This is a genomic window from Pedobacter sp. (genome assembly GCF_040513095.1).
Taxonomy (GTDB): Bacteria; Bacteroidota; Bacteroidia; order Sphingobacteriales; family Sphingobacteriaceae; genus Pedobacter.
Window position 1 is genome coordinate 1 of the sequence record NZ_JBEVDX010000091.1, and the last position, 26,862, is coordinate 26,862.

At 42.9% G+C, this 26,862-nt stretch carries 21 protein-coding genes; 14 read left to right on the top strand and 7 right to left on the bottom strand.

Annotated features, from left to right (window positions below; translation table 11 throughout):
- Positions 1–362 (bottom strand): SusD/RagB family nutrient-binding outer membrane lipoprotein (locus ABWY16_RS11050; RefSeq protein ID WP_353904707.1); only part of this gene is annotated, 362 nt, incomplete at its 3' end.
- 9 nt (positions 363–371) lie between these two features.
- Complete coding sequence (locus ABWY16_RS11055; protein ID WP_353904708.1) at positions 372–3,614, bottom strand: SusC/RagA family TonB-linked outer membrane protein; 3,243 nt, start codon at positions 3,612–3,614, stop codon at positions 372–374.
- A gap of 722 nt (positions 3,615–4,336) precedes the next feature.
- Between ABWY16_RS11055 and ABWY16_RS11060 the strand changes: the two genes are divergently transcribed.
- On the top strand, positions 4,337–7,534 hold the full coding sequence (locus tag ABWY16_RS11060; RefSeq protein WP_353904709.1) for a SusC/RagA family TonB-linked outer membrane protein: 3,198 nt from the start codon (positions 4,337–4,339) through the stop codon (positions 7,532–7,534).
- Between the two features lie 5 nt (positions 7,535–7,539).
- A complete protein-coding gene (locus ABWY16_RS11065) occupies positions 7,540–8,967 on the top strand; it encodes a SusD/RagB family nutrient-binding outer membrane lipoprotein (RefSeq protein ID WP_353904710.1) in 1,428 nt (475 codons plus the stop codon).
- 151 nt (positions 8,968–9,118) lie between these two features.
- On the opposite strand, the gene tkt is transcribed toward ABWY16_RS11065, so the two are convergent.
- Positions 9,119–11,128, bottom strand: a complete 2,010-nt coding sequence (gene tkt / locus ABWY16_RS11070) for a transketolase (protein WP_353904711.1) — start codon at positions 11,126–11,128, stop codon at positions 9,119–9,121.
- 58 nt (positions 11,129–11,186) lie between these two features.
- On the bottom strand, positions 11,187–12,368 hold the full coding sequence (locus ABWY16_RS11075; RefSeq protein ID WP_353904712.1) for an aldose epimerase family protein: 1,182 nt from the start codon (positions 12,366–12,368) through the stop codon (positions 11,187–11,189).
- Between the two features lie 145 nt (positions 12,369–12,513).
- Between ABWY16_RS11075 and ABWY16_RS11080 the strand changes: the two genes are divergently transcribed.
- Entirely contained in the window at positions 12,514–13,221 is a 708-nt protein-coding gene (locus tag ABWY16_RS11080; RefSeq protein ID WP_353904713.1) for an NUDIX hydrolase, read from the top strand.
- A 317-nt stretch (positions 13,222–13,538) separates the two neighbouring features.
- On the opposite strand, the gene ABWY16_RS11085 is transcribed toward ABWY16_RS11080, so the two are convergent.
- Positions 13,539–13,745 (bottom strand): hypothetical protein, encoded by a 207-nt coding sequence (locus tag ABWY16_RS11085; RefSeq protein ID WP_353904726.1) that lies wholly within the window; start codon positions 13,743–13,745, stop codon positions 13,539–13,541.
- Between ABWY16_RS11085 and ABWY16_RS11090 the strand changes: the two genes are divergently transcribed.
- The 6 genes from ABWY16_RS11090 to ABWY16_RS11115 all read left to right on the top strand — a co-directional run bounded on the left by ABWY16_RS11090 (position 13,692) and on the right by ABWY16_RS11115 (position 20,186).
- A complete protein-coding gene (locus ABWY16_RS11090) occupies positions 13,692–13,865 on the top strand; it encodes a DUF6266 family protein (RefSeq protein WP_353904714.1) in 174 nt (57 codons plus the stop codon). The two genes, ABWY16_RS11085 and ABWY16_RS11090, sit on opposite strands and share 54 nt — an antisense overlap.
- Positions 13,852–14,058, top strand: a complete 207-nt coding sequence (locus ABWY16_RS11095; protein WP_353904715.1) for a hypothetical protein — start codon at positions 13,852–13,854, stop codon at positions 14,056–14,058. Before ABWY16_RS11090 ends, ABWY16_RS11095 begins: the two co-directional genes overlap by 14 nt.
- A 470-nt stretch (positions 14,059–14,528) precedes the next feature.
- On the top strand, positions 14,529–16,211 hold the full coding sequence (locus tag ABWY16_RS11100; protein WP_353904716.1) for a ribulokinase: 1,683 nt from the start codon (positions 14,529–14,531) through the stop codon (positions 16,209–16,211).
- Between the two features lie 45 nt (positions 16,212–16,256).
- Positions 16,257–16,955: an L-ribulose-5-phosphate 4-epimerase gene (locus ABWY16_RS11105; protein ID WP_353904717.1), complete on the top strand. Its 699-nt coding sequence runs from the start codon at positions 16,257–16,259 to the stop codon at positions 16,953–16,955.
- A 9-nt stretch (positions 16,956–16,964) separates the two neighbouring features.
- Positions 16,965–18,470, top strand: a complete 1,506-nt coding sequence (gene araA / locus ABWY16_RS11110; protein ID WP_353904718.1) for an L-arabinose isomerase — start codon at positions 16,965–16,967, stop codon at positions 18,468–18,470.
- Between the two features lie 30 nt (positions 18,471–18,500).
- Positions 18,501–20,186, top strand: a complete 1,686-nt coding sequence (locus ABWY16_RS11115) for a sodium:solute symporter family transporter (RefSeq protein ID WP_353904719.1) — start codon at positions 18,501–18,503, stop codon at positions 20,184–20,186.
- 82 nt (positions 20,187–20,268) lie between these two features.
- Here ABWY16_RS11115 and ABWY16_RS11120 read toward each other — a convergent pair whose 3' ends face one another.
- Positions 20,269–20,526, bottom strand: a complete 258-nt coding sequence (locus ABWY16_RS11120; protein ID WP_353904720.1) for an isoleucyl-tRNA synthetase — start codon at positions 20,524–20,526, stop codon at positions 20,269–20,271.
- 153 nt (positions 20,527–20,679) lie between these two features.
- Between ABWY16_RS11120 and ileS the strand changes: the two genes are divergently transcribed.
- From ileS to ABWY16_RS11145, 5 genes are all read left to right on the top strand, one after another.
- Positions 20,680–24,075 (top strand): isoleucine--tRNA ligase, encoded by a 3,396-nt coding sequence (gene ileS / locus ABWY16_RS11125; protein WP_353904721.1) that lies wholly within the window; start codon positions 20,680–20,682, stop codon positions 24,073–24,075.
- A gap of 6 nt (positions 24,076–24,081) precedes the next feature.
- Positions 24,082–24,465 (top strand): TraR/DksA family transcriptional regulator, encoded by a 384-nt coding sequence (locus ABWY16_RS11130; protein ID WP_175470477.1) that lies wholly within the window; start codon positions 24,082–24,084, stop codon positions 24,463–24,465.
- Positions 24,465–25,067, top strand: a complete 603-nt coding sequence (locus ABWY16_RS11135; protein WP_353904722.1) for a lipoprotein signal peptidase — start codon at positions 24,465–24,467, stop codon at positions 25,065–25,067. The genes ABWY16_RS11130 and ABWY16_RS11135 overlap by 1 nt, the downstream gene beginning before the upstream one ends.
- A gap of 115 nt (positions 25,068–25,182) precedes the next feature.
- The gene (locus ABWY16_RS11140) at positions 25,183–25,890 is read left to right on the top strand and encodes an SIMPL domain-containing protein (RefSeq protein ID WP_353904723.1); all 708 of its coding nucleotides are present in this window, start codon (positions 25,183–25,185) and stop codon (positions 25,888–25,890) included.
- A 171-nt stretch (positions 25,891–26,061) separates the two neighbouring features.
- A complete protein-coding gene (locus ABWY16_RS11145; RefSeq protein ID WP_353904724.1) occupies positions 26,062–26,370 on the top strand; it encodes a hypothetical protein in 309 nt (102 codons plus the stop codon).
- A gap of 96 nt (positions 26,371–26,466) precedes the next feature.
- Here ABWY16_RS11145 and ABWY16_RS11150 read toward each other — a convergent pair.
- A partial coding sequence (locus ABWY16_RS11150) for an aminoacyl--tRNA ligase-related protein (protein ID WP_353904725.1) occupies positions 26,467–26,862 on the bottom strand: 396 nt, incomplete at its 5' end.

Here is a 26,862-nt window from a genome sequence, read left to right on the forward strand (position 1 = left end):
GCTTTCACATCTGCATTCAGCAAAGGGTCAGCATTGATGACCTTTTTTGCCTCCTGAAGGTCACTCAGTACATCCTTATAGATTGCAGACCAGAATGCCTGCGGTAATGTTCTTGAAAGCAAATTGTATCTCGGTTCATCAAGATACTCTGTGGTTGTCCATTGCTGTACATAAAAACGGAATACATTCGTATTTACACTTGGGCTGGTGAGCACATCTGCAAAACTTTTTTGTGCCGCTGTAAACAGTGTGGCAGCAGGCACAACAGTAGCCTTCTTCTGGTCGATGTTATATTCATCCAGGTTTTTCGCACAAGAGCTCAAAAGCACTGCTGCAACTAAAACGCTATATATTTTTCTCATGGTGTGTGATTATAATCTAAATTTAACATTGAATCCTACAGTTCTTACAGCAGGATATGATCCACTCTGGTAGCCCTGAACGTTACCAGAACCCAGGCCATCTTCAGGATCAGCAAATGGTACATTTTTGTGGATAATCCAAAGGTTACGTCCAACCAGTGAAATATCAATTCCTTTGAATGCACGCAGTTTGCTGACTAATTTCTGTGGAAGGGAATAACCCAGTGCTACTTCTCTCAGTTTCACATAACCTGCATCATAGATCGTTGAAGCACGTGGTGGGTTGTTTGGATAGCCATAAGCGGATGATCCGGAGTTGGAAACGTCAATCCGTTTGGTGTTGGGAGTACCATCAGCCAGTACACCTGGTAAAATGATACCACCTCCGCTTGCCAGTGAACTTCTTACCGGATTACCCAGGTCATTTGTACCGGCAGTATTTGGATATAAACCAGTTCCCTGACCATACCACTGGTCAAGCGACCACAGATCTCCGCCTTTACGGATATCTACAAGGAAATTCAGTGAAAGGTTTTTGTACTTGAATGTGTTTCCGATACCACCCATCCAGTCGGCATTCGGATCACCGATGATTTCGGCTGAACTGGATGTTGCAGCATAATAACCATTAGCATTTACAACTTTCTGACCATCCTTATAAACGTAGTTGGTTCCTTTAATCACACCATAAGGCTGACCAATTGCAGCATTGTAAGTAACTGCACCAGACAATGAAAGCGTATTTAACTCAATATTTTTTACATCAGCATACAGTGAAACCACTTCACTTTTGTTTTTAGACCAGTTCAGGTTTAATGTCCAGGCAAAATCTTTGGTTTTAACAGGAATCAGGAAAGCAGAAACCTCTATACCTTTATTTTGAACCTCGCCGGCATTTACATATAATTTAAGGAAACCTGTAGCAGTTGTTACAGATACCGGAGTAATCTGATCTACAGTATTGGTTTTGTAAAGTGTAACATCAAAACCGAAACGGCTGTTCAGGAATGAGGTCTCGATACCACCCTCGATACTTTTAGTACGCTCAGGTTTAAGGGCGCCGTTGTTTTTTGTGTCAGAAACCGAGAACATAGGGATCGAACCAAATGCAGTTGGTTTTGTGTACGTATCATATATACTCAGGTTAGGCGCATCATTACCTACCTCAGCATAATTCAGTCTTAATTTACCATAAGACAACCATGTCAGATCTTTCAGTACATTGGAGAATACAAAACTTCCCGCAACTGAAGGATACCAGAATACGTTGTTGTTGGTTGGAAGGGTGGTTGACTGATCTCTTCTGACCGTAGCGTCTACAAAAACAAGGTCTTTGTAACCAAAAGTTGTGCTGGCAAAATAACCGTCTACTGCTTTCCGTTCATATCTCTCCACCGGCGCCTCAATCGGGCTCACTGAGTTAGATAAGGAATACAAGCCCGGAACAGTAAGTCCGCCGTTAGTTTTTGCATAGATATTTGTTAATCTGCTGCGCCGCAGGTTGGCACCCAGTAGTCCTTTGAAAGAAATATCTTCAGTAATTTTCTTATTGAAGTTCATCAACAGGTCAAAGTTGGTTTCTGCGAATGTACCATTTGTACGTGCATAAGCAGGAAGTGCGGTAGATCCTACTGCGATATGTTCTTCCTGAAGGTCAGAAGTACCATCGTAAGACACACGTCCGATGACATCAAACCAGTCGTTTACTTTGTAGTTTAACGCAGTATTACCAAAGAAGTGGTCTCTTGTATCATTTGCCACATTCTGATAACGGTTGAAATAAGGGTTATCCGCATAAATTGGTTTTGTACCTGTCGCATCACCCCAGTTCCAGCTTATATTTTTGTTGTTTCTGTTGTAAGCCTCTTCAAGTTCAGTGATATCGGCACCAACGTTCCACCACTGACGGAAGCCCTGGTTAGGATTTAAACCACTATAACCAGTACCATAACGTCCTAAACCATCAATTTTTGAATAGTTGGCAGCTGCTGATACCGTTAAGTTTTTAGCCATCTCATATGATCCGCCAAAGTTGAACAGGTTTTTAGTGATCTTACTGTTTGGCAATACGCCTTTTTCATCATTACGTGTATAACCCACCTTGAAAGTCCCTTTCTCGCCACCACCATCAATACTTACACTCTGATTTGAGGTTACAGCAGTTTCATAAAAAGTATCGGGGCCATTAGCCGCCGCAACCCATGGGGTTGCTTTTTGGTAATTCGGAGAGAATGGGTCTAAAGCTGACCATTGGTAAACCAGCAGATTTGGATCAAATTTTGGTCCGTAGGAAGCATCAGAGCTAAACTGCGGCGTCATCACCTTACCTGTACCAAACACATCGCGGTACCAGAAACCAGCGGTAGGAACAGGGTTACCTGTACCATCTGTAGCAGGTGAATTGTAGCCCTGACCATATTCTTTCTGATAAGTAGGGAAGGTAGATTTATCGATTTTGCCAAAAGTTACACCGCTGTTTACTGTGATGTTGGTAGAATTTTTACTTCCTTTTTTGGTAGTGATGATAATTACGCCATTGGCAGCCCTTGAACCATACAATGCTGTTGCTGCCGCACCTTTGAGAACTGTCATTGATGCTACATCATCCGGATTGATATCCGAGGCAGCATTACCGTAGTCATATCCGGCACGACCTGTACTTTGATTTTCGGTATTTGCAGTAGCATTACTCACAGGAACGCCGTCAATTACAAACAGCGCCTGGTTACCTTGTGTAATAGATTTAGAACCGCGGATAACCACGTTTGTTGATCCGCCCATTGCATTGCTCCTTTTGATATCCAGACCGGCAACTTTACCACCAAGTGAATTCACAAGATTGATATCCCGGGTCCGGGTGATATCTTCGGCTTTCAATTCCTGCGCAGCAAATGGCAGTTCGTTCTTTTTTCTCGTGATTCCCAGAGCCGTCACCACAACCTGTTCAAGTTGTTGTGAATCTTCAGCTAAAGAAGCATTGATCACGTTTGATGACGGAATAGCTACACTTTGCATAAGGTAACCGATGAATGAGATGTCTACAGAAGTAGTTCCTTGTGGAACACTAAACGAGAATGCTCCGCTTGCATTGGTAACTGTTCCTTGTTTCGAACCTTTAACCCGGATGCTTACTCCAGGAAGCGGCTGTCCGTCTGTTTTTGAAGTCACTTTACCCGTGACAGTTTTGTCTTGTGCGTTTGCTCCTATCGCAAACAGCATGAAGACAAAACAAATTAGTAATTGTTTTGTCATTGATTTAGGTTTAATAATTAATAGTATCGCAAGATAATTTTTTTAGAATACAAATAGTATTTATTTTAAACAAAAAAATCACGAAGCAAACCAAAAAACCTAAAATTTAATTAGAGAATTAAATAAAAAATGACCATAACAGATATTTAAAGGATGAATTTATGTAATTAGACTATTTTAAATACATGTCTTCAAAAAATTTCAATTTATTTTGGAAGTTTGCCTCAAAATGGATTACAGGTAATCGAAAATATAATTTTCCGATTTTACTACCGTCCGAAAAATTGTATTATTTTAAATAAAACCCCATAATTCACAGGTTTCAAAATGATATTCTGGTATTAATGATTTGACAACATAAATTCCGGTGATCAAAGTGCAAAGCATATCTTAATATGTAAAAAATTGCGTTTTTTTTGCAGGAAAATACGAAATAAATAAACACTATAGGAATAGTAGATTATTCTTACCTTTGGACCTGAAAAAAGAGAACTATTAAAATGAAGACAAACTATACCAAATCAAGAACGAGCAATTCTTCCATTCCGGTCCAAAACCATCAACACTACTGTTGTTGCCACCTCATGTGCATGTAACACCCATTCCCCAAAACAAATAAAATTTTCATCACTATCCAGTTTTGCTTTGGATCAGCTGTGCTCTTAATTCATTAGGGGCAAGGTGGTAGCTAAGTAGGACATACACAATAATAAATTAATCATATGTTCAAACTTTACAAGCTTGTACTAGGGATTGTTCTATCCTTTTTTACAATACAGATCGCAGCTGCGCAATCTGTTAAAATATCCGGTGTTATCACCGAGAAAGTCTCAGGCCAGCCCGTTCCGGGAGTAAGTATCTCTGTTAAAGGCGGCAGCAGCGGTACGCAGACAAACGGTGATGGTAAATTCAGTATCAACGCCAATGAGAATGATATTCTAAGGATCTTCTCTATAGGGTATACCGAACAGGAAATCAAAGTAAGCAGCGCAAATACTACACTGAATATTACACTTGAGGAAGCTCAGAATGCCCTTAGCGAAGTAGTAGTGACTGCACTGAATATTCCTAAAGAAAAAAAATCCCTCGGTTATGCCGTGCAGGAACTGAAATCAAAGGATATCGCAGAAGCCCGGGAAGTGAACCTGGTAAATGCCCTGGCAGGTAAAATTGCCGGTGTACAGGTGACCAACAGCCAGGGAGATATGGGTTCTTCGAGGATCATCATCCGCGGAGAGACTTCCATTTCCGGAAATAACCAGCCCCTGTTTATCATTGATGGCGTTCCTGTCGACAATACACAGACTCTGGGAAATTCGGCCATCTCGGCTACCTCAGCATCCAGGGACTATGCCAATCCGATATCTGACATCAATCCTGATGATATCGAATCGATGAGTGTACTGAAAGGTCCGAATGCTGCCGCCCTTTATGGATCACGTGCCGCTGCAGGTGTGGTGCTTATCACTACTAAAAAAGGTAAAGGCTCCAAAGGACTGGGCATCAGCGTTACCTCAAATACCACCTTCTCAAGTCTGCTGATCCTTCCTGATTACCAGAATTCATACGGCCAGGGTGCCAATGGCCAGTTCAGCTATGTTGACGGGGCCGGTGGCGGCTTAAATGACGGTGTAGACGAAAGCTGGGGCCCCCGCCTGGATGGAAGGTTAATTCCGCAATTCAATTCCAACGGTGTCGCTGTTCCTTTTATAGCACATCCTGATAATGTAAAGAGCTTCTTTAACACCGGCCGTACACTCAATAACGGAATTGCTTTTTCGGGTTCCAGTGAAAAATTTGATTACCGCCTTTCCTATAACAATATGGATCAGAAGGGCGTAATTCCTAACTCGTCACAGTCGAAGAACTCCTTCCTGTTCAATTCGAGTTACAAGATCAGTCCTAAACTGACGCTGAATACCTATGCAAATTATGTAAACAGCAGTGCCGATAATATTCCTGGTTCGGGCGGTAAAAGATCTACCAGTACTATGCTTCAGTTCACATGGTTTGGTCGTCAGGTAGATGTAAGTCAGCTGAAATCCCTGTATGAAAGCGGACAAAATATCAACTGGAACAACAGCTATTACAGTAACCCTTACTTTGTTGCTTATGAAAATACTGTTGGCCAGGTACGTAACCGCCTCATCGGTAGTGCAGAGTTAAACTATAAGATCATCGAGGGACTCTCTGCAAATTTCAGGACCGGCAATGATAATTATACCGACCGCAGAAAGACAAAAATCGCCTACGGCACAAACGGAACACCTTTTGGTTCCTATGAGGAAGATGCCTATACCTTCAATGAAAACAATACCGAAGCAAGGTTAGACTATACCAAAAAACTGAACAAAGATTTTAATCTGGATATATTGTTAGGTGGTAACATGCGTACATCAACGCTGGAGAATAATGACCAGCTGGCTTCAAAACTTGCTGTAAGCGGTCTGTATACCCTCAGCAATTCGAGAGATCCGCTGATTTCCTATAACTACTACACCAAACAGAAAGTTTACAGTGCATTCAGTTCGGCACAACTTTCATTCAGGAATTATGCTTACTTAAACCTTACTGCCAGAAATGACTGGTCTTCTACCCTTCCGGTTGAAAACCGTTCTTACTTCTACCCTTCTGTAAACGGAAGTTTGATCCTTACCGAAGCTTTTGATATCAAAAGTGATGCACTAACCTTTGCGAAACTTCGCGGAGGATGGTCTAAAGTGGGTAAAGATGCTTCCCCTTATCAGCTGATCAATACTTATGGTTTTATTGCGCCTTTTGACGGCAACCCGCAGCAATATGCCAATGCGGTCGACCTGAATGCCAACCTGAAACCAGAAACTACTAACTCTACGGAGGCAGGTTTTGAACTGGGATTTTTCAAAAACAGGCTGAGATTTGATGCGAGTGTTTACAATACAAACAGTATCAATCAGATCTTAAGCCTTGACGTAAGTACTACCACAGGTTACAGCAGTAAACTGGTAAACGGGGGAACAATCAACAACAAAGGTGTGGAATTACAACTGGGCTTAACACCAATCAAAACAAGCAACTTTACCTGGGATATCAACACCAACTTCTCTTCCAACAAAAGCAGGGTTAAATCTCTTTACGGAAACATCCAGAGCTATGTACTGGGTACAGACGGAACTGTACAGATCCTTGCTGCTGTAGGACAGCCTTATGGTACAATTTTCGGAACAGCCTACGAAAGAAATGCCGCAGGTCAGATTCTGGTAGATGCTGATGGAACACCGGTAATCAGTGCAAGTAAAAAAGTTCTTGGTAAATACACGCCAAACTGGTTAGGCGGTATTACCAACAGTTTCACTTACAAGAGAGTTAATCTAAGTGTACTGCTAGATGCTCATGTTGGAGGTAAGATCTATTCAGGTACCAACGCTACAGGAACTTATACAGGTGTACTTGCATCAACCCTTCCGGGACGTGGTACAGAAAACGGTGGCCTGAGTTACTATTTTCCTGGAAACGACAATACGGCCAGAGCGGTACAGATCGCAGCAGGCAGCGCTGCACCGGGCGGGGCAATTGTTTATGACGACGGTATGGTATTCAATGGCGTACTTGCAGATGGAACAGTCAACAGCAGAATTATTCCTGCTTCGCAGTACTATAAGTCGACAACCAATGCAGATGAAAGCACAGTATACAGCGCTACATATGTAAAATTAAGAGAGATCAAATTAGGGTACACCCTGCCGCAGCAATGGATCAAGTCGATCGGGTTGCAAAGTGCTACGGTTTCTGTAGTAGGCCGTAACCTGTTAATCATTCACAAGGAAGTACCTAATATCGATCCGGAAACTGCATTCAATACCGGCAACGGACAAGGGCTTGAAGACTTGACACTTCCGGGCGTACGCAACATTGGCTTCAACATCAACCTTAAATTTTAATTATCATGAAGATCAGATATATATACTTATTGATATCAGCAGCCATATTATCCACTGCGGTGTCCTGCAAGAAATCGCTCGACGAGAGCAATGTTAACCCCAACGCTTCGGAAACCGCACAACCGGATTACCTCTTAACCGGGGCGATCAAGGCTACTGCCGATACTTACTGGGGTACCAATAACAATCTGGGCTCAAGCCTGCTTTTTGTACAACATGTAGCAAAGATTCAGTACACCGATCCCGACAGATACATTTTTACCAATGCAAGTTTCAATGAGCTATGGTCGGTAGGTTATGCAAAGGGGGTGGTTAACCTGAACCAGATTATTAAACTGGCCGATGCTTCATCAAACCCCAACTACAAGGGCGTAGCACTTGTTCTGCGTTCATGGATATTTAGCATGCTGACAGATGCCTATGGCGATATCCCCTACACACAAGCGGGTAGTATAGATGAATACCTGTTACCTAAATACGATAACCAAAGGGATGTTTATCTGGGTTTGCTGGCAGATCTAAAGACTGCTCAGGATGCACTTAACCCGAGTGGAAAAGCTATTGCAGGAGACGTGATTTATGCAAACTCTATCACTTCCTGGAAGAAATTTGCCAATTCACTGCGCCTGAGAATTGCTTTACGCATTGCAGACCGTGAGCCGGAACTGGCAAGACAGACCATTGCAGCTATAGCAACTGAAGGTATTGGATACATCAGTGCAAACAGCGAAACAGCACAGCTGGCCTATAAAGCTTCGCCGAATCAGAATCCGATTAGCAACCTGTTTGACACACGTCCGGATGAATACCGTGTAAGCAAAACGTTAATTGATCAGCTTACTGCACTTAACGATCCGCGTTTAGCAATCTATGCACAGAAAGCCGTTTCAACACAAACCTATATTGGGGCCGCGAATGGTTTGAGTGCTAACCTTCCGGGTAAAGACCAGGTTTCCAAACTGGGCACCTACTTTATTGCGCCTACCGCTCCGGCAGTGATCATCAGCTATGCTGAAGTATTATTTGACCGCGCAGAAGCAGCAGCGAGAGGCTTCACCAGTGAAAATGCTAGCACCTTATACAATCAGGCGATAGAAGCTTCGTTAACACAATATGGAGTTTCAACTGCAGATATCACAACATACAAAGCCAGTACTGCTGTTCAGTTCAATGCTGCAAACTATAAGAAATCTATCGGAGACCAAAAATGGATTGCTCTGTACGGACAAGGATTAGAAGCCTTCACCGAATGGAGAAGGCTGGATTATCCGCAGCTCACACCAGCGGTTGCAGGTGCCCTGAACGGACAGATTCCTGTTAGATTTATCTATCCAGGAACAGAGCAGTCGCTCAATCCTGACGGATACAAAGCAGCAGTTGCCCACCAGGGAACAGATGCCTTAACTACCAAACTCTGGTTTGACGTAAATTAATCTCCGGAAAAGAACCACTGCAAGGTAGAGGCCCTGCATTGGATATCTTTAAAAAATTTTCCCCTCTCTTTCGATACCTTCTGGCGCAATTCAGCGGCAGGCAGCATCGGAAGAGAGGGGAATTTTTTCAGCGAAGCCAGAAGAACTCTCTTTATTTACCAAGTAACGCTTTGGCTTTGCCAACAACGTTATCAATGGTAAATCCAAACACTTTGTACAATTCTTCTGCAGGAGCAGATTCGCCAAAAGTAGTCATGGCAATAATATCCCCTTCATCAGTCACATACTTATGCCATCCCAGCGGAGAACCTGTTTCTACAGCCAGACGTTTTCTGACAGCCTTAGGGAAAACCTCTTCTTTGTAAGCAGCATCCTGTTTTTCGAACAACTCCCATGAAGGCATACTCACTACCCTTGCATTGATGCCTTCTTCTCTCAGTTTAACCTGTGCATCCATAATCAGCGCTACTTCAGAACCGGTAGCAATAAGGATCAGATCTGGTGTTTCTTCAGAATCAGATAATACATAGGCACCTTTTTCCAGTCCCTCTGCTTTACCATATTTATCCTGGTCGAGCACCGGCAATCCTTGTCTGGTAAATACCAGTACAACCGGGCCGTCTTTATGCTCCAGGGCAACACGCCATGCATGAGCAGTTTCATTTGCATCAGCAGGACGGATTACTGTAATATTTGGAATAGACCGCAGCGAGATCAGTTGTTCAACCGGCTGATGCGTTGTTCCGTCTTCTCCTAACCCGATACTATCATGCGTATACACAAAAATAGGACGGATCTTCATAATGGCTGCCAAACGGATTGGCGGGCGCATATACTCAGAGAACATCAGGAAAGTTGCCCCAAAGGGAATCACACCTTTAGTTAAGGCCATTCCTACCAGTGCAGAACCCATGGCGTGCTCACGGATACCGAAGTGAAAATTACGTCCTCCCCTGTTTTCAGAAGTAAAGGAATCGTATTCTTTCAGGTTTGTTTCTGTAGATGGTGCTAAATCGGCGGCACCACCTATCAATCCCGGAACACTTGCTGCAATAGCATTTAACACTTTGCCGGAAGCCTGGCGGGTAGCCATTTTATCTTTCGAAGCTGCAAATACCGGCAATGATTCTTTCCAGTTTTCAGGAAGCTCGCCACTTTGTGCCTGCTCATATTCTGCTGCAAGCTCAGGGAACTTCTCTTTGTACTGCGCAAAAAGCTCATCCCATTTCTTGTTAGCATCCGTTCCTTTTTTACCGGCCGCCTGATAAAAACTATCTACTTCTTCAGGAACATAGAATGATTTTTCAGGATCAAATCCAAAGAATTCTTTCACCAGTTTAATCTCATCGGCACCCAGCGGAGAACCGTGTGAACCGGCTGTATTTACTTTATTAGGACTGCCATAGGCAATCTGTGTGCGTACTTTGATCAGTGAAGGTTTCTGCGTTTCTGCCTTTGCATTACGTACTGCGTTGATCAGGGCATCAAGGTCATTCCCGTCGTTTACCACCTGCACGTGCCAGCCATAGGCTTCGAAACGTTTGGCTACATCTTCATTAAAGGCGATATCTGTAGCACCTTCGATAGAAATATGGTTATCATCATACAGGTAAATCATGTTACCCAGTTCCAGGTGACCTGCAAGAGAAGCTGCTTCGGAAGTTACACCTTCCATCATATCACCATCACTGCAGATTGCATAAATTTTGTAGTCAAAAAGATCAAATCCTGGTTTGTTGTATCTTGCTGCCAGGTGCTTTTGAGCGATTGCAAAGCCTACCCCATTGGCAAAACCCTGGCCCAGAGGACCGGTAGTAACATCTACGCCGTCAATCAGCCCATACTCAGGGTGGCCTGCAGTTTTACTGTTCAGCTGGCGGAAGTTTTTTAAATCATCTATCGTTACATTAAATCCCGTTAAATGCAGCAAGCTGTATTGTAACATACATCCGTGCCCGGCAGATAAAATAAACCTATCCCTGTTTGCCCAGTCCGGGTTTTTAGGGTTAAATTTCATATAATGAGCGTACAAAACGTGACCCATTGGGGCAGCACCCATAGGCATACCAGGGTGCCCTGAGTTTGCTTTCTGTACCGCGTCAATTGATAAGGTCCTTACTGTATTGATTGCTAATTCTTCAATTTGATGAGTTGAATCCATTTTAAAATATTTTATTGTAACTAATTAATGCCTGTAAGCAGAATTTGTTTGCTAAACCTTATTTTTTGACAGAAAATCTATAAACAGAAATTGTGCTGTAAGTTGATCCCGGTTTCAGCACAGTTGATGGGAATGACGGCTGGTTAGGTGAATCTGGAAAATGCTGTGTTTCAAGACAGAATGCAGAGCGGTATCCGTAAGTAGCATTTCCTTTACCATAGTTCATTTTATCCGTCAGAAAGTTCCCGCTGTAAAATTGTATTCCCGGTTCTTCGGTCAGTACTTCCAACACTATACCTGTTTTCTGGCTGCTTACTGTAGCTGCCTTACGCAGGCCGGTACCCTTTCTCAGCACCCAGTTGTGGTCATATCCTTTTCCGTTTTTCAGCTGGGTGTTACTGTCATTGATATTCACACCGATCAGCTTAGCGTTGGTAAAGTCGAACGGCGTACCCGCTACTTTTTCAAGTTTGCCTGTTGGGATCAGTGTAGTATCTACAGGTGTGTATTCATCAGCTTCCAGCTGAAGTGTATGATCGGTTATTGTCTGATCACCTGCACCGTTTAAATTGAAGTATGCGTGGTTGGTCAGATTCACTACCGTAGCTTTATCTGTAGTTGCATTATATGTGATTTTCAATGAGTGGTCATCTTCCAGGGCGTAAGTAACCTTTACTGTCAGTTTACCCGGATAACCACCTTCGCCATCTTTAGACACATAGCTGAGTTCAAGTGTATGGTCATCGGTTTTCTTAGCATCCCAAACCTGTTTATAGAATCCGCTTGTTCCCCCATGCAGGGTATTCTGACCATCATTGACCTGCAACTGATAAGTTTTACCATCCAGTGTAAATTTACCTTTGGCAATTCTGTTTCCATAACGGCCAATCAAAGCACCGAAAAAGAACTCTTCTTTTCTTTGGTAAGGTTTCAGGCTGTCATGCCCCAGGACTACATCCACCAGTTTGTCTTTGTTGTCTTTTACAAGCAATGACACCAGTCTTCCGCCAAAGTTGGTTATAGCTGCTTCGTCGCCGCTTTTATTTTTCAGGGTGTATAAATGGACCGGCTTATTATCTGCAGTTCCTTCAAAGGCTGCAGAATCAGGAAGCACAGCTGCCACAGTAGTGGTCTCCGTGGAATCTGCATTGTCGGTCTTTTTGGTTGAATTGGAATTGCAACTTGCCAGCACACCCGTAAACAGGAGCATTGCAAAAAATAAATTTTGATTCGTTTTCATAATCTTTTTAATGGTTTATATATAGTCAACGGCAAAATAGAGAAAATTATATTAACCGTCAAAACAACGATTAATATAATTCTTGTTAAGTTTGCAGTTATAAATCTTTTGACTAATATTAGCAGGGTTATCTTAATATACGTGAATGACTAACAACACAACAGAAACAAAAATGCTGCTTGCAGTGGATTGCATTATTTTTGGTTTTGATGGAGAAAACTTAAAGATCCTGCTGATTAAAAGGGGCTTTGAACCTGAGAAAGATAAATGGAGCCTGATGGGCGGTTTTATTAAAAACAACGAAAGCCTGGATGAAGCAGCAAACAAGATTCTTCTGCAGCTGACAGGCCTTGAGGGCGTTTATCTTGAACAGCTGTATGCTTTTGGGAACCCATCACGAGACCCTGATGAAAGGATTGTTTCCGTTGCCTACTTTGCATTAATTGACATCCACAAATATGAAACCCAGCTGAGTGACAGGTACCATGCCGAATGGTTTCTGGTCAACGAAATGCCCACCCTGGTATTTGATCATGGGCAGATGGTAGAAATTGCCAAGCAGAAGATTCGGTACAAGGCTGCTTTGCACCCGTTGTTATTTGAACTGCTGCCAAGAAAATTCACGATACCACAGCTGCAAAGCCTCTATGAAGGGGTGTATAACACCAAGATTGATAACAGGAATTTTATCAGAAAGCTGACATCAACCGGACTGCTAATCAAGCTGGAAGAGAAAGACAAGTCCAATTCCAAAAAGGGCGCCTTTTATTTTAAACTTGACAAGAAAAAGTATAAGGCCAAATTTCAGGCTTTCCTCAATTTTATTCCCAACCCTGAAAACCTGATCAGTTAGGCGCTAAACGCGCCAAACCTATTTATCATTAGTTTTTACCTTCTTTCTCTTTTATGGGAGCGAACATGGCCTTGCACGGGCTCTAAACGGAAAGACCGTTGGCCGAACAATTGGAAAGGTAGATACCTTTTCAGACAAACAGGAGGAGGTATTGATGAGGACAGCTTTAATCTCTCCATTCCTCACAACCCTCAAAGAATATATTCGGATTGGGTTTAAGCATACACCCAAACCTCAGGACTGGGACTTCTACAGCGTTGCAACATCAGTAAACAAACCCGGAGCAATTAAAGGGAAATATCCCAACTGAAGATCAATTACAAAAAGATCATACTTTCAATGGGTGCTGTTGCTGCACCAAAAAACGCAAAGTAAGCCTGCATAATAACCGGCTTGAATTTAGCTGGGACCCGGATCTGGATGCAAAAAGTAAAGACAAACTCCTTCCGCAGAACTTCAGGCTCCATGTCATGTCCAGGTTTCTCAGCCCTTTCCTTGCGTATATTCAAATCGGTTTCTATCATAAGAAAAATAAGGATAGCCCTTTTAACCGCGCAATGCATTGCAATTGGGAGCGCGCAATCACCGGCGTTGCTCCCAATTTTGAAATCAACTGTAAAAAAAATCATTTTGAGCAAAGGTGACGAGGAACATGCCTGGAGTGGAAAAATGATTCTGGAAGGCAGTGATCAGGTCAAAGTAAGCTGGAATGTTACTGAGACAGTTACAATGAAGGTAGTTGGCAGCGATTTCCCCTCACATCAAATTACAATGAAATCACTGAAATGGTCGTTTATTCAGACACTGCAATCAAATCTGATCTTTCAGTTCCAGTAGCTCTTCGTACAGATTTCTGGGCAGCAGTTGTCATATCTGGATGTTCTTTGTTTCTCCTGATGGAAAAAATGTTTCAAACAGTGATTACCTGGGCTCAATTAAGACGGAATCTCCGAATGGCTAATATCGAACAGTATATCCATGCTAAATTTCCTTCTGTACGAGTCCAGGAAACTTGCACTATTACTGACACCATAAGTAATAATCATTGTCAGGAACAATGTTTTTCCTGTTCTTGTCTAATCTTTGAAGACGTTAGTTTGTTTTTCCAGTTCCTTTCCGTAAGATTTGGCGGAGAAGTTATACTTCCTCTCGTCTTCCTATGACAGTTTCCATATCTTATTGTTTAAAAACAACCTCTTGCTCTTGCCATTCCCATCTCCAATGACGTCTAATTATTTAACAATGAATTTTTGTAAAAAATTTCGTTTAGTAAATAAATAAACGTTAATTAGACATTTAATTATTTTATGAAACCAAATATATACGTTATTGGAGTAGATTATGGTTCAGACTCGGTCCGTTCCGTACTTGTTAATGCCGAAAATGGCGAAGAGATCGCATCATCAGTTTTTAACTATCCGCGCTGGCAGAAGGGATTATTCTGTGATCCTGCAATTAATCAGTTCAGACAGCATCCTCTCGATTATACCGAAGGGCTGGAACATACGATTAAAGCCTGCCTGGAAAAGGCCGGCGGACAGATTGCTGCTGATGCCGTAAAAGCAATTGCTGTAGATACTACAGGCTCAACTCCTGTGGCAGTTAACGAAGCCGGAACACCACTGGCCTTGACTCCCGGTTTTGAAGAAAACCCTCACGCCATGTTTGTACTCTGGAAAGATCACACTGCAGTGAAAGAAGCCGCACAGATCAATGAGCATGCCCTTAAATATGACATCAATTATCTCGACTACGAAGGTGGTATCTATTCATCAGAATGGTTTTGGGCAAAGCTGCTCCGCACACTGAGAACAGATGAAAAAGTTAGAGAAGCCTGTTACTCCTGGGTAGAGCATTGCGACTGGATCCCCTTCCTGCTGACGGGCGGAAGTGAAATCAAAGAAATGAAACGCAGCCGCTGTGCTGCAGGACATAAAGCACTCTGGTCTGAAGAGTTTGACGGCCTCCCTCCCAATGAATTTTTCAAAGAACTCGATCCGCTGCTGGACGGTTTCACTTCACGTTTATTCAAAGAAACCTATACATCTGACAAACCCGCCGGTACATTAAGTGAAGAGTGGGCAGCCAAATTGGGATTGAGCACTTCCGTTGTTGTGGGTGTTGGCGCATTTGACGCGCATATGGGTGCTGTTGGCGGTCAGATTGAACCTTACCACCTGAGTAAAGTAATGGGAACCTCTACCTGCGATATTCTCGTGGCCCCAACAGCCGATATCGAAGGTAAGCTGATCAAAGGTATCTGCGGTCAGGTAAACGGATCGGTTATTCCCGGAATGATGGGTCTCGAAGCCGGGCAGTCAGCCTTTGGCGATACTTATGCCTGGTTTAAAAATATACTGAGCTGGCCGCTGAAAACGCTGCTGCATGAATCTGTACTGATTGAGAAAGCTACAGCCAACGCACTGCTGGAAGAAATGATGGACAAGATCATCCCGCATCTCAGCAAACAGGCTGCTTTACTACTAAAGAACGACGACGATGAACTGGGTATCGACTGGTTTAACGGCAGAAGGACACCTGATGCCAATCAGGAACTGAAAGGTGCTCTGAGCAACCTTGATTTAGGCACTGATGCACCGCGGCTGTTCAGGGCACTGGCCGAAGCAACCTGTTTCGGTGCAAAAAATATTGTAGACCGCTTTATCTCAGAAGGAATTCCTGTAAAAGGAATCATTGGCATCGGCGGGGTAGCCAAAAAATCTCCCTATATCATGCAGATGATGGCCGACGTGTTAAATATGCCTATCCGCATACATCAGTTTGAACATACCTGTGCCTTAGGTGCAGCCATGTTTGCCGCAGTAGTTGGAGGTATTTACCCTACAGTGGAAGAAGCAATGAAAGGCATGGGCAGCGGATTTGATTCAGAGTATTTCCCGGAAGAAGAAGCAGTAGCCTACTATGCCAGCCGTTATCCGCGTTACCAGTCGCTGGGTGGTTATATCGAACAAAATACAACCCATAACTAACCAAAATAACGCTTGCTCAGATACATTACTAAATCATAAATAAGAATGAACGAATATCAGGAGATCCGGGAAAAAGCATATGCAGCAAATATGCAGCTTCCTAAACTGGGGCTTGTGCTTTTCACCTTTGGAAATGCAAGTGCAGCCGACAGAGAAAAAAATGTTTTTGCGATCAAACCAAGCGGGGTACCCTACGAAGAGCTGTCGCCGGAGAATATGGTGATCGTGGATTTTGACGGCAATACCGTTGAAGGTAAACTCAGGCCCTCGTCAGACACCAAAACACATGCAGTATTGTATAAACATTGGGAAAACATAGGTGGTATTGTACATACGCATTCTACCTATGGCACCGCATGGGCACAATCGCTGAAATCAATACCCGTTTACGGAACCACCCACGCAGACCATACCACAGCAGCCATTCCATGCGCCCCACCGATGAGCGACGAAAAAATAAAAGGGAATTATGAGTATGAAACAGGTTTTCAGATCATTGACCACCTTAAAGAGCAGGGATTAAATTATACAGATGTAGAAATGATCCTTGTGGGTAACCACGCCCCCTTTACCTGGGGCAAAACTGCGGACAAAGCCGTTTACAACAGTGCAGTGGTAGAAGAACTGGCAAAAATGGCATTCCTGACAGAACAGATCAGAAATGACGTACGCCCTATGAAAGATGCTTTAATTCAAAAACATTACGAGAGGAAACACGGTGTGGATTCCTATTACGGTCAATAAACAAATACTATGATAACCAACCTTAAACAATTAGAAGCCTGGTTCATTACCGGAAGCCAGCATTTATACGGAGAAGAAACACTGAGACAGGTGGCAGAACATTCACAGCAAATTGCAAGAGCGCTGAACGATTCTCCGCAGATTCCCGTAAAAATCGTTTTCAAACCAACAGTTAAAACTGCTGACGAGATCTATGCTGTTTGTCAGGAAGCCAATAATGCAGAAAACTGTATCGGCATTATTGCCTGGATGCATACTTTTTCACCCGCAAAAATGTGGATCGGCGGGCTAAAAATATTACAAAAACCATTACTTCATTTACATACCCAGTTCAACCGTGACATCCCATGGAGCACTATGGACATGGATTTCATGAACCTGAACCAAAGCGCACATGGCGACCGTGAGTTTGGATTTATCGTTTCCAGAATGCGCATCAACCGCAAAGTGGTTGCAGGACATTGGGAAGACCCTGAAGTACGCGAAAGTGTAAACACATGGCTGCGCGCTGCTGCAGGATGGTTTGATATGCAGGGAGCGAAATACGCACGTTTCGGAGATAACATGAGGAATGTTGCGGTGACCGAAGGTGACAAAGTTGAAGCAGAAATAAAATTCGGTTTCTCGGTAAACACTTATGGGATCGGAGACCTGGTTGCGGTGATAAATCAGACGGCAGATGCCGATATTGACCTGCTGGTAAAGGAATACGCAGATAGTTATGTGATGGCCGGAAGTTTGATCAAAGGCGGAGCAAAGCATGCCTCATTAAGGGAAGCAGCAAAAATTGAAATCGGCCTGCGCAATTTCCTTGAACAGGGAAATTTTAAAGGTTTCTCGGATACTTTTGAAGACCTGCACGGTATGAGCCAGCTTCCGGGTATTGCAGTACAGCGTTTGATGAGCGATGGATATGGTTTCGCCGGTGAGGGCGACTGGAAAACGGCGGTCCTGGTAAGAACAATGAAAGTAATGGGCAGCGGACTTGAAGGTGCAAATGCCTTTATGGAAGATTATACTTATCATTTTGAACCGCAGAACTCTTTTGTACTGGGCTCGCACATGCTCGAAGTTGATGCCGCATTGGCTAAAGGACCAGTTAAATGTGAGATACATCCCCTTGGCATCGGGGGTAAAGCAGATCCTGTAAGGCTGATCTTTGATGCAGCGAATGGCCCGGCCTTAAATGCCTCTATCATTGATATGGGCAACAGGTTCCGCATGCTGGTAAATGTAGTTGATGGTGTAGAAGAACAACATGAATTGCCAAAACTGCCTGTTGCACGTGTGTTATGGAAACCACAGCCGGATATGAAAACAGGTTGTGCAGCATGGATTTATGCCGGTGGTGCGCACCATACATGCTATAGCCAGAATTTAACAGCAGAACATCTCACAGATTTTGCAGATATCGCAGGGATTGAGTATGTTGGCATCGATAATCAAACTACTATAAATCAATTGCGTAACGATTTAAAGTGGAACGAGGTATATTATCAGTTAAACAAACATTAAACCCATGAAAAATTCTAACCAAATCAAATTATGACCAATAGCTTAGCTACTACTGACTATGTAGTTTTTATCGTTTACTTTCTGGTTGTTTCCCTGTATGGATACTCAATCTATCACAAACGCCAGAGAAATGAACATGATGCAAAAGCATTCTTCCTGGCGGAAGGTACTTTAACCTGGTGGGCCATCGGTGCATCACTGATTGCGTCCAATATCTCTGCCGAACAGTTTATCGGCATGAGCGGTGAAGGTTTCTTCCTGGGGGTTGCTGTAGCAGCCTACGAATGGATCGCAGCCATCGCCCTGATCATTGTGGCAGTCTGGTTTATTCCGGTATACCTCAAGAACAAAATCTATACGATGCCTCAGTTCCTGAAAACCAGGTACAATGAATCGGTAGCACTGATTATGGCGATCTTCTGGCTGTTCCTTTATGTCTTTGTGAACCTGACATCGATCCTGTATTTAGGTGCAGTAGCTATCAATGGACTTACCGGAGGGGAATACCTGCACGTGATCATGATCGGCCTTGCTGTGTTTGCGCTGTTTATTTCACTGGGCGGCATGAAGGTTGTAGCCTATACTGACGTAATTCAGGTGGCTGTACTGATCTTTGGCGGACTGGTTACAACATATATTGCACTGACTGTTGTTGGTGAGAAATTTGGTGTCGGCAGTAATGCAATTGCAGGATTTAAGGTACTGATGGATCAGGCTCCGGAGCACTTCAAAATGATCATTCCAAGGCCTACGGCTACCTCTACTCAAAATGAGATCAGCAAGTACCTTACTTTCCCCGGACTGGCTTCTTACCTTGCCGGGATCTGGATTATCAACCTGAACTACTGGGGCTGTAACCAGTACATCACACAGAGAGCGTTGGGTGCTGATTTGCACACTGCAAGAACAGGTATCCTGTTTGCCGGTTTATTGAAACTAATGATGCCGCTGATTGTGATGCTGCCTGGTATTGCTGCCTATGTATTGTACAGGGGCGGATACCTTCCACAGCTGATCGGTGGAAAGGATGGTGCGTATTCTGCTGTGCTTACTTTCCTGCCTACAGGATTGAAAGGACTGTCTGTTGCGGCACTTACCGCAGCGATTGTTGCCTCACTGGCTGGTAAGGTGAATAGTATCTCTACGATTTTCACCCTGGATGTCTATTCAAAATACTTCAAAAAAGACTCGGATCAGAGAAGCCTGGTTTTTGTGGGCCGTGTTACTGTTGTGATCGGTCTGATCCTGGCGGTTCTATTTACCTGGAACGACTTACTGGGCATCGGTGGTGTAGGTGGTTTTACTTACATTCAGAAATACACTGGTTTTATCAGTCCGGGAGTATTCGCGATGTTCTTCTTAGGAATGTTCTGGAAAAGAACTACTGGTGCGGCTGCAATTGCAGGGGTACTGGCAGGTTTCTTATTTTCGGTTTTCTTTAATGAATTTGCTCCCTCGCTCATGGGTCACGATACGATTTTGTATACCGCTTATCCAAACGGAGCAGGCGGATGGGAAATTCCATTCCATATCTGTATGGGGCTGTCATTTGCATTTACTATGGTGATCATGATTGCCATGAGTTACGCTGGCCCTAAGGTTAACCCCAAAGCTTTTGAACTTGATAAAAGTATGTTCAATGTGAAGCCTTCTACACTGGCGCTGATCATCCTAACACTTTTGATCATTACCGCATTGTATGTGAAGTTCTGGTAAAATAAAATAGTTAAGATTACAAAAAGGCCTCTGAATCTACAGGGGCCTTTTTTATGATCAGAGTGAAAATGTCTTTTAAATGTTATTTATCAGCAGTTTCAGGTGCTTTGGACAGGGGTGCTTCAGGATCCAGTTCAACACATCCTTCCTTGTCCTTTCTGGCAAACAAAATCGGGTACAGAAACAAAAATGCACCCAGCATCAGGAGTAATCCCGAACCTTCAAGCACATATTTGCTCCAGCTGACATCGTTTGCATCCATGATTAAATAGGCAACCAAGGCCAGCACACCAAGAATTATGGCGATTACTGCTTTCTGGAGTTTCATTGCTTTTATCATGATCTTAATATTATTTTTTTTCCCTGGTAAATATACTGAACAAAAACCAAACCAGTTTAAGATTTTGATGATCAATGTATTTCCCGGAACAACTACTATTTTTCATTCTAAATCCGTAACTTTGCATCCTTATTTTTTTAAGATACTGGATTGATGTATAGGGAATTTAAACAATTAGAACTACCTAAAATAGGTAAAGAGATACTGGAGTTTTGGAAAGCGGAGAATATCTTTGAAAAAAGCATCTCAACGAGGCCAAAATCTAACCCATTTACTTTTTACGAAGGCCCGCCTTCTGCTAATGGTATGCCTGGTATTCACCATGTAATGGCCCGCGCTATCAAGGATATTTTTTGCCGATACAAAACGCTGAAAGGTTTCCAGGTGAAACGTAAAGGCGGATGGGATACGCACGGACTTCCTATTGAACTTGCTGTAGAGAAAAAACTGGGCATCACCAAAATAGATATAGGTGTAAAAATTTCTGTGGAAGACTACAACGCAGCCTGCCGTGAGGAAGTGATGCGTTATACCGATATCTGGAATGACCTGACAGAAAAAATGGGCTACTGGGTAGATCTTGAAAAACCCTATATTACCTACGAAAACGAATACATTGAATCACTCTGGTGGATCCTAAAGACATTTTACGATAAAGGCCTTTTATACAAGGGGTATACTGTTCAGCCTTATTCTCCTGCTGCGGGTACAGGTTTAAGTTCGCATGAGCTGAACCAGCCGGGTACATATAAAATGCTGAAAGATACTTCCATCACAGCACAGTTTTTCCTGAAAAAAGATCAGCAGCATCCTCTGATGCCGGTGTTGTTTGAAAACAGCACTGAAGATACTGCGATCATCGCCTGGACAACAACACCATGGACTTTGCCCTCTAACGGTGCACTGGCTGTAGGTGAAAAGATCAGCTATGTAAAAGTAAAAACCTTTAACCCCTATACCTTTTTACCTGTAAGTGTTGTACTGGCAAAAGACCTGGTAGGAAAACATTTCAAAAAAGAAGCGGAAAACCTTTCTTTCGAAGATGTTAAAGACACGGATAAACTCATTCCCTGGACTATCGCTGCGGAGTTTACCGGTAAAGACCTGATTGGTTTGCGTTATCATCAGCTGATGAATTATGTAACCAATGCGGAGCTGGAGGAAAAAGCCTTCCGCGTGATCCCCGCTGACTATGTAACCACAGAAGACGGAACAGGTATCGTGCATATAGCCGCTGTTTATGGAGCGGACGATTTCCGGGTTTCCAAAGAAAGTGGCGTACCTGCTGTCATGGTAAAAGACGACCAGGGCAATGATCTTCCTTTGGTAAATAAACAAGGAAAATTTGTTGATGAAGTAACTGACTTCGCCGGTTATTATGTAAAGGAAGAATACTATAGCGACGAGGAACGCAAAGCAGCAGATTTTAAACCAACTGACGTGCTGATCGCGATCAAGCTGAAAGAAGATAATAAAGCATTCGACGTAAAGAAATACGAGCACAGTTATCCGCACTGCTGGAGAACTGATAAACCCATATTATATTATCCGCTTGACAGCTGGTTCATCAAAACCACTTCTGTAAAAGAGAAAATGGTAGAGCTGAACAAGACGATCAACTGGAAACCTGAAGCTACAGGAACCGGGCGTTTTGGTAACTGGCTGGAAAACCTGGTAGACTGGAACCTGTCGCGTTCACGCTACTGGGGTACTCCCCTGCCAATCTGGAGAACTGCAGATGGCCTGGAAGAAAAATGTATCGGCTCTATAGCCGAACTGAATGCAGAGATCAAAAAATCTGTTGATGCAGGTTTCATGGAAGCTTCTTTTGAACTGAAAGATATGCACCGTCCATATGTGGATGATGTGATCCTGACCTCTTCTAAAGGAGAAAAGATGATCCGTGAAGCGGATATGATCGATGTGTGGTTTGACAGCGGGGCAATGCCTTATGCACAATGGCACTTCCCTTTTGAAAACAAAGAAGAATTTGAGAATGCGTACCCTGCTGATTTTATCGCAGAAGGTGTGGATCAGACCCGCGGATGGTTCTTTACTTTGCACGCGATAGCAGTAATGCTGAGCGAGACAAGTGATGAGATCAAAGCAATCAATGAACGTGTAGGCAATAAAGGTATTGCGTATAAAAATGTGGTATCCAATGGTCTTGTCCTGGACAAGAACGGTAACAAGATGTCCAAACGTTTAGGAAATGGTGTTGATCCTTTCCATACGATTGATACTTACAGTGCAGATGCGACAAGATGGTATATGATCAGCAATGCTTCTCCATGGGACAACCTGAAGTTCAATATGGACGGACTGGACGAAGTGAGGCGCAAGTTCTTTGGAACTTTATATAACACATACGCGTTCTTCGCTTTGTATGCAAACATCGACAAGTTTGAAATCGATGAGAACAACGAAACCCCTGTAAAAGACCGCACGGAACTGGACAGGTGGATTCTTTCATTGCTGCAAAACCTGATCAATGAGGTGGATGAGAGTTACAATACGTATGAGCCGACTAAGGCTGCAAGGGCAATACAATCCTTCGTGGATGAACACCTGAGCAACTGGTATATCCGTTTGTCACGCCGCCGCTTCTGGAAAGGCGAAATGACAGCCGATAAAAAAGCGGCATATGAGACATTATACACCTGTCTGGCAACGGTATCACAACTGATGTCGCCCATAGCACCGTTTTTTGCAGACTGGCTGTATCAGAACCTGACAGTGAACAAACCTGCAAAGGCAGAACAGTCCATCCACTTAACACTTTGGAAAGAAGGTGATACTTCACTGATCGACACAGAACTGAACGAACGTATGCACCTTGCGCAGGACATCTCTTCGATGGTATTGTCCCTGAGAAAGAAATCCGGTATCAATGTCCGTCAGCCCCTTGCCAAGATCTTAATTCCGGTACTGGACCAGGCTTTTAAAAGCAGGGTAGAATTGGTTAAAGAAATTATCCTCTCAGAAACCAACATCAAGAATATTGAGTATATTACAGACACCGCAGGATTCATCACCAAAAAGATAAAACCTAACTTTAAAGCCCTTGGGCCAAAGGTAGGCAAGGACATGAAAACCGTTGCGGAACTGATCAGCAATATGAGTCAGGAAGATCTGGGCACGTTTGAAGCCGAAGGCCTTTTCAGGGTTCCAGGTACGAATTATGAGATACTTTTGGCTGATGTTGATATCATTGCTGAAGATATTCCCGGATGGCAGGTAACTAACCTTGGCAACCTTACCGTTGCCCTGGACGTGACCATTACAGGTGAACTGAAGGAAGAAGGACTTTCGAGGGAGCTGATCAACAGGATCCAGAACCTGAGAAAAGAATTAAATTTTGAGGTAACTGACCGTATAGCGGTTAATTTACAAAACGATAACCTGATTAGGGCAGCAGTAGACAATAATAAAGCCTACATTTGCGCAGAAATTTTAGCAGATGAGCTTACCCTGACCGATGATTTCGATTTAGGAAACAAAATAGTAATTGATGATGTTGAACTACAAATTTTGATTGCAAAACAATAATAAATTATGGAAAACCCTACAAAAACGCGTTACTCAGATAACGAGCTTCAAGAATTTAAAGTGCTGATCCAGGACAAGCTTCGTATGGCCAGAGAGGAATTTCTTGATTTAACAAATTCATTAAGCAGTCCAAATTCTAATGGTACTGAAGATACTTCAGGAACTTATAAAACACTGGAAGACGGATCAGCAACAATGGAAAAAGAGCAATTGAACCAGCTTGCTGCCCGTCAGAAGAAATTTATTGATAATTTAGAAGCTGCACTGGTACGCATTGAGAATAAAACTTACGGTATTTGCCGTGAAACAGGTAAACTGATTCAGAAAGAACGTCTGCGTGCAGTACCTCACGCTACATTAAGTATGGAAGCTAAACTGAAGCAGGCATAATGAAAGGTTATACTAAACCATTGCTGGTGATATTTCTTGTTTTACTTGCCGATCAGGCAGTGAAAACATGGATCAAGACCAATATGTACGTTGGCCAGGAATTTAAGGTCATTGGCAACTGGTTCATTATACATTTCACTGAAAATAATGGAATGGCCTTCGGGATGGAGTTTGGCGGTGAATTTGGAAAGCTGGCTTTGTCGCTTTTCAGAATTGGTGCTGTAGCCGGAATAGGCTACGGACTGGTACACCTGATCAAACACAAATACCACCGGGGCCTGATATTAAACGTGGCACTGATCTTTTCAGGAGCACTGGGCAATATCATTGATTCGGTGATCTACGGAAAAATCTATGGATATGCCGCCCTCTTCCATGGAAGGGTTGTCGACATGTTTTATTTCCCGATCCTCGAAGGAATTTTTCCTAAATGGGTACCGATATGGGGAGGAGAAGATTATATCTTCTTCAGACCGGTGTTCAACGTTGCAGATGCTGCCATATCTGTAGGCGTAATCGCCATTCTGATCTTCCAGAAGAGTTATTTTAAGGAAGATGTGAAAGAGGAGATCGGCCCCAATAATGAAATGGTAGAAGACTAACCAAAGACATAAGAAACAAGGCGCCTGCATTTTTGCAGGCGTTTTTTTTTACATTAGAATATGGAAACGGTATGATTTTTACATCTAACCTGTATACACACAAAAAAGAATCCTTATGAAACACTTATTCACAATTGTCTTTGTAGCCCTGTTCAGTATGAGCGCGATGGCCCAGCAGGTAGACCTGCGTAAAAAGATCAGCGTTAGCGGAACAGCAGAAACTGAAGTGACCCCGGACATTATCTATATCAGCATTTCGTTGAAGGAATACCTCAAAGATGGCAACAGTAAGAAAAAGGTGGAGATCACCGAGCTGGAAACACAACTGTACAATGCAATACAGTCTGCCGGGATTTCAAAGGAAAACCTGATGATCAGTAACCTGTCTGGCTATAATACAGTTGCAGAAAAGAAGAAAAACCCTGACTTTCTGGTGAGCAAACAATACCGTTTGAAAGTAACCGACCTGAATAAATGGAATGCGATCATCGGCGCTGTTGATCCTAAAGCTGTAGCTTATACAAATATCGACAGCTACGACTATTCTAAAATCGAGGCCTTAAAAAAGGATCTGAAGATTAAAGCACTGCAGGCCGCTAAGGCGAAAGCAACTTATCTGGTAGAAGCACTGGGTAATCAGCTAGGCGGCGTTATTGATATCCAGGAAATCAATAACGAAACTTTTCCTCAGCCCGTATACCGTACAATGATGTCGATGGCCCGGGGCGTAGGTGCCGATGCAGAGGCTGCACCCTCAGCAGAGATCGATTTTAAGAAGATCAAGCTCAGTTACGTGATGAATACAGTGTTCGAATTTAAATAACGACCACTACAGTAGACAGCCCGAAACAACATTTTTTATCACCAAAAATAAAAAATAGGCTTTTAAAGCATAATTAGGCGATTTGAGCGCAAAACAGACCTACCAAAACTTTTGGTAGGTTTTTTGTTTCTGGATGTGTATCACGTACACTTTAAAACTAAATCAAACGTTATGAAAAAATTAATTTACTCTTTCGCCTTAATCTTCATGTTAGGTCTTAGCATGAACACAGTATCTGCAGCAACAACAAAAGACAAAGTGGAAATGACAGTAGAGCAAAAAGCTCAATTGGAAAAAATCACTAACCGTGTTGAAGAAATTAAAGCAATGGATAAATCTCACATGTCAAGAGCTGAGAGAAAAGAATTGCGTAACGAATTGAAAGCAATGAAAAAAGAAGCCCGTGCAATGGGTGGAGGTGTTTATCTTTCAGTAGGTGCAATTATCATCATTATCTTATTGTTGATCCTGATTTTATAATCTAAGGATTTATTCAAATAAAAAAGCTCCATCTGTAAAAGATGGAGCTTTTTTTATGCTTGATTGTTGTTAATGGTTTATATCAAAATGATGCCATTAATCGATACGGTCAAATCCGGTATATGGTCTCAGTACTTCAGGGATTATCACCCCATCTTCTGTCTGGTAATTCTCCAGGATCGCGGCTACAATACGTGGTAACGCCAAAGCGCTGCCGTTTAAAGTATGTGCAAGATGTGTTTTACCAGTAACTCCTTTAAATCTCAGCTTCAAACGGTTTGCCTGGTAAGCTTCAAAGTTAGATACTGAAGAAACTTCGAGCCAGCGCTGTTGCGCAGCACTCCATACCTCCATATCATAGGTCATCGCAGAAACAAAGCCCATATCACCACCACAAAGACGAAGTACGCGGTAATGCAAACCAAGATCCTGCAGAAGGGTCTGAACGTAACTGCTCATCTCCTCCAGTATTTCGTATGATTTATCCGGATG

Bases quoted from the DNA above. Each gene is read 5' to 3' on its own strand.
- ABWY16_RS11055 (WP_353904708.1), bottom strand. From the start codon at position 3,614: ATGACAAAACAATTACTAATTTGTTTTGTCTTCATGCTGTTTGCGATA.
- ABWY16_RS11060 (WP_353904709.1), top strand. From the start codon at position 4,337: ATGTTCAAACTTTACAAGCTTGTACTAGGGATTGTTCTATCCTTTTTT.
- ABWY16_RS11065 (WP_353904710.1), top strand. From the start codon at position 7,540: ATGAAGATCAGATATATATACTTATTGATATCAGCAGCCATATTATCC.
- tkt (WP_353904711.1), bottom strand. From the start codon at position 11,128: ATGGATTCAACTCATCAAATTGAAGAATTAGCAATCAATACAGTAAGG.
- ABWY16_RS11075 (WP_353904712.1), bottom strand. From the start codon at position 12,368: ATGAAAACGAATCAAAATTTATTTTTTGCAATGCTCCTGTTTACGGGT.
- ABWY16_RS11080 (WP_353904713.1), top strand. From the start codon at position 12,514: ATGACTAACAACACAACAGAAACAAAAATGCTGCTTGCAGTGGATTGC.
- ABWY16_RS11090 (WP_353904714.1), top strand. From the start codon at position 13,692: ATGTCCAGGTTTCTCAGCCCTTTCCTTGCGTATATTCAAATCGGTTTC.
- ABWY16_RS11085 (WP_353904726.1), bottom strand. From the start codon at position 13,745: ATGATAGAAACCGATTTGAATATACGCAAGGAAAGGGCTGAGAAACCT.
- ABWY16_RS11100 (WP_353904716.1), top strand. From the start codon at position 14,529: ATGAAACCAAATATATACGTTATTGGAGTAGATTATGGTTCAGACTCG.
- ABWY16_RS11105 (WP_353904717.1), top strand. From the start codon at position 16,257: ATGAACGAATATCAGGAGATCCGGGAAAAAGCATATGCAGCAAATATG.
- araA (WP_353904718.1), top strand. From the start codon at position 16,965: ATGATAACCAACCTTAAACAATTAGAAGCCTGGTTCATTACCGGAAGC.
- ABWY16_RS11115 (WP_353904719.1), top strand. From the start codon at position 18,501: ATGACCAATAGCTTAGCTACTACTGACTATGTAGTTTTTATCGTTTAC.
- ABWY16_RS11120 (WP_353904720.1), bottom strand. From the start codon at position 20,526: ATGATAAAAGCAATGAAACTCCAGAAAGCAGTAATCGCCATAATTCTT.
- ileS (WP_353904721.1), top strand. From the start codon at position 20,680: ATGTATAGGGAATTTAAACAATTAGAACTACCTAAAATAGGTAAAGAG.
- ABWY16_RS11130 (WP_175470477.1), top strand. From the start codon at position 24,082: ATGGAAAACCCTACAAAAACGCGTTACTCAGATAACGAGCTTCAAGAA.
- ABWY16_RS11135 (WP_353904722.1), top strand. From the start codon at position 24,465: ATGAAAGGTTATACTAAACCATTGCTGGTGATATTTCTTGTTTTACTT.
- ABWY16_RS11140 (WP_353904723.1), top strand. From the start codon at position 25,183: ATGAAACACTTATTCACAATTGTCTTTGTAGCCCTGTTCAGTATGAGC.
- ABWY16_RS11145 (WP_353904724.1), top strand. From the start codon at position 26,062: ATGAAAAAATTAATTTACTCTTTCGCCTTAATCTTCATGTTAGGTCTT.